9 protein-coding genes are annotated in these 5,958 nt (G+C 68.1%); all 9 read left to right on the forward strand.

What is annotated here, in order from left to right; genetic code table 11:
- A partial coding sequence (locus ACIQ2X_RS16075; protein WP_396179997.1) for a hypothetical protein occupies window positions 1-313 on the forward strand: 313 nt, incomplete at its 5' end.
- A complete protein-coding gene (locus tag ACIQ2X_RS16080) occupies window positions 310-939 on the forward strand; it encodes a hypothetical protein (RefSeq protein ID WP_396179999.1) in 630 nt (209 codons plus the stop codon). The genes ACIQ2X_RS16075 and ACIQ2X_RS16080, both read left to right, overlap by 4 nt.
- A complete protein-coding gene (locus ACIQ2X_RS16085; RefSeq protein WP_396180001.1) occupies window positions 936-1,880 on the forward strand; it encodes a phage Gp37/Gp68 family protein in 945 nt (314 codons plus the stop codon). Before ACIQ2X_RS16080 ends, ACIQ2X_RS16085 begins: the two co-directional genes overlap by 4 nt.
- The gene (locus tag ACIQ2X_RS16090; protein WP_396180002.1) at window positions 1,877-2,353 is read left to right on the forward strand and encodes a hypothetical protein; all 477 of its coding nucleotides are present in this window, start codon (window positions 1,877-1,879) and stop codon (window positions 2,351-2,353) included. The genes ACIQ2X_RS16085 and ACIQ2X_RS16090 overlap by 4 nt, the downstream gene beginning before the upstream one ends.
- Complete coding sequence (locus ACIQ2X_RS16095; protein WP_396180004.1) at window positions 2,353-2,559, forward strand: DUF551 domain-containing protein; 207 nt, start codon at window positions 2,353-2,355, stop codon at window positions 2,557-2,559. The genes ACIQ2X_RS16090 and ACIQ2X_RS16095 overlap by 1 nt, the downstream gene beginning before the upstream one ends.
- Window positions 2,553-3,971, forward strand: coding sequence for a DNA cytosine methyltransferase (locus ACIQ2X_RS16100; protein ID WP_396180005.1), 1,419 nt, complete (start codon window positions 2,553-2,555; stop codon window positions 3,969-3,971). Before ACIQ2X_RS16095 ends, ACIQ2X_RS16100 begins: the two co-directional genes overlap by 7 nt.
- 44 nt (window positions 3,972-4,015) lie before the next feature.
- Window positions 4,016-4,549: a hypothetical protein gene (locus ACIQ2X_RS16105; protein ID WP_396180007.1), complete on the forward strand. Its 534-nt coding sequence runs from the start codon at window positions 4,016-4,018 to the stop codon at window positions 4,547-4,549.
- A gap of 84 nt (window positions 4,550-4,633) precedes the next feature.
- Entirely contained in the window at window positions 4,634-5,164 is a 531-nt protein-coding gene (locus ACIQ2X_RS16110) for a DUF1566 domain-containing protein (RefSeq protein ID WP_396180008.1), read from the forward strand.
- A gap of 59 nt (window positions 5,165-5,223) precedes the next feature.
- Window positions 5,224-5,643 carry a four helix bundle protein gene (locus ACIQ2X_RS16115; protein ID WP_396180009.1) on the forward strand — a complete coding sequence of 140 codons (420 nt, stop codon included), beginning with the start codon at window positions 5,224-5,226 and terminating at the stop codon, window positions 5,641-5,643.
- Window positions 5,644-5,958: the final 315 nt, after the last annotated feature.

A 5,958-nucleotide genomic window follows, 5' to 3' on the forward strand; every position in this document is an offset into this window, starting at 1 on the left:
TCTCATTGTGATCAGCCGCCACTTCGAGCACATCGTTGGCGCCGCTGACATGCAGGCCCTGGCTACCGAGCGCCGCGATCTGATGCCCGAGCACCCCGAGAAGTGGGCCTGCCTCGAGGGCGTGCTTCCCATCAGCCGCCTTGACTGCGACCTGCTGGACAGCCACCGCTGCCGCCAGAGCTGGGCCAGCTGGCGTGATGCTTTCATCGCCCGCTACTACGAGCTCGACGCCCAGCGCACCGAAGCCGAGCGCGCCGACGGCATGGCCCTGCGCTTTGCGCTGCACCCCGGCACCAAGCAGGCGGCAGCATGAAGCACCTCGGCCCCTACGTTCCGCAGCGCGGCACCTTTGCTGAAGCCGCAATCAATTACATGTTGCGCAACGCGCCCGGCACCGCTCTCACCACTCGCCAGCTCACGACGGCAACGCTGTGCACGGCCAGCAACCCGGCCAAGGTGCTGGAGCCCGCCATCACCGCCGGCCTGGTTGAAGAGCTGGTGCCGCCCACCGTGCCCGTGCGCGCATGGCGCCTGACGGCCGAAGCATGGAAGCGCTTTGGCGCCGCACGCTGCGTGCACCCCGAGCCCAGCAGGCGCGATGCCAGCCGTGGCGCCCGCAACAGCCTGCCCGCCAGCTTTGACCCAGACGACTACCCCAGCGCCACACCTGAGCTGCCGCCACCGCCCCACCAGGCCGCCAACGTACGCGGCCCGCAGCATGGCCGCGCACTCAGCACGGTGCGTAACGACATCGAGCGCGCCGACGGCCAAGCCCACCGCCATCTGCCCAGCCGCCGCGGCAACAAGCTGGTCTACCGCGATGGCCGCGAGGTGCTGATCGAGCAAGACGCACCCCAGGCCCAACGCCCGCAGCGTCGCCTGAGCCAGTGGGATCTGGAGCAGATCGCGCGCGGTGAGGGGCGGAGGGAAGCAGCGTGAGCGCGCAAACCAACATCGAGTGGTGCGACAGCACCTTCAACCCCTGGATCGGATGCGCGCGCGTCAGCCCGGCGTGCGACGATTGCTATGCGGCGCGCAGCACCCCTGTACGCACGCTGGGCCTCGCGTGGGGGCCGGGCACTGAACGCCGCCGCACCAGCGCTGAGAACTGGAAGCAGCCGCTGCGCTGGAACGCCGCCGCCGCGGAGTTCCAGGCCACGCACGGCCGCCGGCGGCGCGTCTTCTGTGCCAGCCTGGCCGACGTGTTCGACAACGAAGTAGACCGCGCCTGGCGCGCCGATCTGTTCGACCTGATCCGCATGACGCCCGCGCTGGACTGGCTGCTACTGACGAAGCGCGTGGGCAACGCCTGGAAGTTGATGGCTGACGCCTGTGGTGTCTCGCAGGCTTCGCTCAAGCTGCCGCTGCCCAACGTGTGGCTTGGCGCCACCGTCGTGACACAGGCCGAGGCCGACCGAGACATCCCGAAGCTGCTGAACACGCCTGCAGCTAAGCGGTTCCTGAGCGTAGAGCCGATGCTGGGGCCGATCAGCTTCGAAGGCCTGTTTGCGAACACGCATCGCATCAACGATGGCACCAACGCGCTGGAAACTTTGGACTGGGTCATCTGCGGCGGCGAGAGCGGTCCCAAGGCGCGCCCGATGCACCCTGACTGGGCTCGTTCGCTGCGCGACCAGTGCGCAGCAGCTGGCGTGCCGTTCTTGTTCAAGCAGTGGGGCGAGTGGGCACCTGGACGCCAACACGCCAAAAGAGATCTCGGCACATGGATGACGCCATCAGGCCGACTCGAAGCATGGGCCGGCGGATTGCCGCGAGATCGATCTGAGGTGTCGACGTTGATCTACTGCGTCGGCAAGAAGGTGGCCGGCCGCCTGTTGGACGGCCGCACGCACGACGAGTTTCCGGAGTCCACCCGATGAACCTCGCCACCCTCATCCCAACCCTTGCAACAGCCATGCACGGCGCCAGCGCGCTGACCCAGGCCGAGCGCGCCGCCGAGCTGCAGCCAGGCAGCGATGCCATCACCGCCGCCCGCCGCGGCCAGCGCAAGATGCGCGCGCAGCACTGGATGGCCCTGGCCGACGTCGCCAACGTGGCCGAGGCGCTGGCCAAGCTGGGCATTGCCAGCAACCTGGCCGCCGAGATCCAGGCCGCGCACGCCGCGCTGGCCGATGTGTTCAGCCACCAGCAGGCCACCGGCCGGTGGGAATGCACCGCGCCCCAGCTGGCCGCCATTGATGAGCTGCTGTGGATCTACGGCGTGCAGATCAACCACTGCAGCCACGGCGAGCTGGATGCAGCCAAGCGCCACGTGCGCGAGATCGTCACCCAGGCCCGGGCCGGCAACGGCGCGCCGGGCACCGTGGTGCATGAAGTGCGGAGGCCGCTCTGATGAACCCCACCCTCTCTGAAACGCTTGTGTGGCACCCCGTCGCCGAGCGCCTGCCAGATGCCGACATCACCGTGCTGTGCTGGCTTGAGCCCGGCGGTGAATGGTTCCCTGGCTGGTACGAGGACGGCCGCTGGCACGATGCAGCGCACGGCGGGCTGCTGGAGAACGTCACCCACTGGGCCGAGCCGAAGGGGCCGCAATGCTGACCCCGCAATTCCTACTGCCATTGGCCGACGAGATCTTCATCGACAACTTCGCCGGCGGCGGCGGCGCCAGCACCGGCATTGAGCGCGCGATCGGCCGCCCGGTGGACGTTGCCATCAACCACGACCCCGAGGCCGTGGCCATGCACGCCGCCAACCACCCCCAGACCCTGCACCTGTGCGAGTCGGTCTGGGACGTTGACCCTCGCACCATTTACCCTGGCCGCCCCATCGGTGGCGCCTGGTTTTCCCCGGACTGCAAGCACTTCAGCAAGGCCAAGGGCGGCAAGCCGGTGGAGAAGAAGATCCGCGGCTTGGCCTGGGTGGCGGTGCGTTGGTGCGCCGTGCGCCGCCCGCGCATCGTCTGGCTTGAGAACGTTGAAGAGTTTGTCACCTGGGGGCCGCTCACCGAAGACGGCAGGCCCTGCCCTCGCAACAAGGGGCGGGAATTCCGCGCCTTCGTCAACGCCCTGCAGCGGCTGGGCTACGCGGTGGAATGGCGCGAGCTGCGCGCCTGCGATTACGGCACCCCCACCAGTCGCAAGCGCCTGTTCCTGATCGCCAGGTGCGACGGCCAGCCCATCGTCTGGCCCGAACCCACGCACGGCCCCGGCCGGCCCAAGCCATGGCGCACCGCCGTTGAGTGCATCGACTGGAGCCTGCCCTGCCCCAGCATCTTCGAGCGCGAGCGGCCGCTGGCTGAGGCCACGCTGCGCCGGGTGGCCGAGGGCGTGCGCCGCTTTGTGGTTGAGGCCGCCGAGCCCTACATCGTGCGCATCGGCCACACCGGCCACGGCGACGCCGGCAAGGTGCGCCGCGTTGGCGAGCCGCTGAGCACCATCACCAGCAAGGCCGAGCACCTGCTGGTGGCGCCATTCGTCGCGCCATTGCGCGGCACCAGCCAGGCCCACAAGTCGGCGCACAGCGCCGCCAGCCCGCTGAGCACCATCAGCGCCGGCGGGCAGCACCACGCGCTGGTGGCCGCCTTCCTGGCCAAGCACTACACCGGCGTGATCGGGCAAGACCTGCGCAAGCCCATCGGCACCGTCACGGCCACCGACCACCACAGCCTGGTGCAGGCCTTCCTGATCAAGTTCTACGGCAGCGGCGGCCAATGGTCCGGCCTCAACGAGCCCATGCACACCCTGCCCGCACGCGACCGCATGGGCCTGGTGACGGTGGCCGGCGAGCAATACCGCATTGCCGACATCGGCCTGCGCATGCTGCAGCCGCACGAGCTGGCCAAGGCCCAGGGCTTCGGCCCCAACTACATCCTCGACGCGCCCATCCACGGCCGTCGCCTGCCCAAGCACGCCCAGGTTCGCATGATCGGCAACAGCGTGTGCCCCGATCTGGCAGCGGCGCTGGTGCGGGCGAACTACAGCGAGCACCAGGCGCTGGCCAAGGCGGCATGAGCCGCCCCCCCACTTTCTTCACCACCACCACCGAAAGGACTCGCATGAACGCGACCGCAGAAGCTGAAGTCACCACCATTGCCGCCACCATCAAAGCGACAGGCACGCCCCCTCGCCTGGGCCAGATCTGGCCTGGCCAGGGCGGCATCTACTTGGGCCAGATCCAGAGCGGCGATGCCGACGGCGACTGGCACATCATCCTGGCCACCGATCCCGCCGGCGACCTGCAGGACCAGGCGTGGGGCACCTACGGCAAGGACGTGCCCGGCGCCACCAGCTATAGCGACGGCCTGGCCAACACCCGCGCCATGGCCGAGGCCGGCAGCGCCCTGGCCAAGGCCATGCTGGCGCTGAACATCGAGGGCCACGCTGACTGGTACCTCATGAGCGCCGACGAAGCCCGGCTGGCATTCATCGCCGCTCGCGAGCACATGCCCAAAGAGTGGCACTGGACCAGCACGCAGTACTCGGCCTTCCACGCCTGGTACCAGCACTTCGGCGATGGCTACCAGTTCATCCTCGTCAAGGACTTCCAGGGCCGGGCCCGCGCCGTCCGCAGATTCAAGCTCAGTGCTTGAGTCATTCAATCCTTCACCACCACAACACTGACCTCCACCCCGCGCCGCGCGCGGGCCACGGGCGATTTTTTTTGGAGAGCACCGATGAGCAAGACAAAGAAGGCAGCCACGCCGGCTGAACATGGCCCCGGCACACCGGGCTGGTATCCGCGCGTTGGCGAACTGTGGCCCGGCCAAGGCATCTATGCCGGCATCATGCGCGGCGACCCTGGCGAGCCTGATCACCACCTCTTCATTTCGGCAGACCCGGCCAGCATGAAGAGCAGCGTGGCCTGGGGTCCGCGCGACATCGAGGTGGCGGGCGCAAAGTCCGAGCGCAACGGCGCCGCAAACACAGCCGCTCTGGTTGCCTGCCTCCAGGAGCACCCCGCTGCCAAGTGGGCGGCCGGTCTGACGGTCGACGGCCATAGCGACTGGTACCTGCCCAGCCGTCGCGAGCTGCGCCTGCTGTGGGTGAACTGCGCCGAGGCCTTCCCTGCGGGCTGGTACTGGAGCAGCACGCAGTCCTCGGCCGGCGACGCCTGGGACCAGCTCTTCGACGATGGCGGCCAGGGCTTCGGCGGCAAGGGCTACCAGGGCCGGGCCCGCGCCGTCCGCAGATTGGTCATTCAGTAATTCAGTGCTTCACCACCCCTGACTTTTGATTCCGGCGCGAAGCGCCGGTCGCGCAAAAAATGGCCCTCCACAAAGACCTGCCCGTCTACAAACTCGCTTACGACCTGCTCAGCCTGGCCACCGATCTCGTGCGCAACATGCCGCGCGACTTCAAGGCCAGCTTGGGCGGCCGCATCCGCGATGAATGCCTGAACGTGCTGGTGCTGGTGGGACTGGCCAATGCCGCGATCGACAAGACCGCCCACCTCACCAAGCTGCTGGAGCATCTGCACGTGGTCGAGCTGCTGCTGCGCCTGTCTCACGACAAGCACTTCATCAGCAACGGGCAATACGCCCGCGCAGTGCAGGTGACCGACAGCGTGGGCGCCCAGGTGGGCGGCTGGCGCAAGGTCATGGCACAGCGCCTGGCTGAGAGCGCCGCACCGGAACCCAGTCAGGGGAGCCTGTTTGCATCTCCCGCAGCGTTGCCTGTTGCATAGCCGGTAAGCCAGCTATGCCCGTGCGACTTTTCTTGAATCTGGTCGTGCCGCTGGCCTGTCAAGCCACCGCCATGCGCACCACGGGAACCAGTGGCCTACTCGAAAGAGCCGACCACCCTGCCCAGCGCACTTGCCCAGCTGAAGGCGCCACCGCGCGCACTCGGCCCGGCGAGGTAGATCGCACGACTCGACGCAGTACTCGGCCAACAACGCCTGGAACCAGAACTTCGACGATGGCAACCAGAACATCAACGACAAGGACTACCAGGGCCGGGCCCGCGCCGTCCGCAGACCAAGACGCTGCAGGAGCACCCC

Source organism: Flavobacterium sp., from assembly GCF_044368625.1.
Classification (GTDB): domain Bacteria; phylum Bacteroidota; class Bacteroidia; order Flavobacteriales; family Flavobacteriaceae; genus Flavobacterium.

Bases quoted from the DNA above. Each gene is read 5' to 3' on its own strand.
- ACIQ2X_RS16080 (WP_396179999.1), top strand. From the start codon at position 310: ATGAAGCACCTCGGCCCCTACGTTCCGCAGCGCGGCACCTTTGCTGAA.
- ACIQ2X_RS16090 (WP_396180002.1), top strand. From the start codon at position 1,877: ATGAACCTCGCCACCCTCATCCCAACCCTTGCAACAGCCATGCACGGC.
- ACIQ2X_RS16095 (WP_396180004.1), top strand. From the start codon at position 2,353: ATGAACCCCACCCTCTCTGAAACGCTTGTGTGGCACCCCGTCGCCGAG.
- ACIQ2X_RS16100 (WP_396180005.1), top strand. From the start codon at position 2,553: ATGCTGACCCCGCAATTCCTACTGCCATTGGCCGACGAGATCTTCATC.
- ACIQ2X_RS16105 (WP_396180007.1), top strand. From the start codon at position 4,016: ATGAACGCGACCGCAGAAGCTGAAGTCACCACCATTGCCGCCACCATC.
- ACIQ2X_RS16110 (WP_396180008.1), top strand. From the start codon at position 4,634: ATGAGCAAGACAAAGAAGGCAGCCACGCCGGCTGAACATGGCCCCGGC.
- ACIQ2X_RS16115 (WP_396180009.1), top strand. From the start codon at position 5,224: ATGGCCCTCCACAAAGACCTGCCCGTCTACAAACTCGCTTACGACCTG.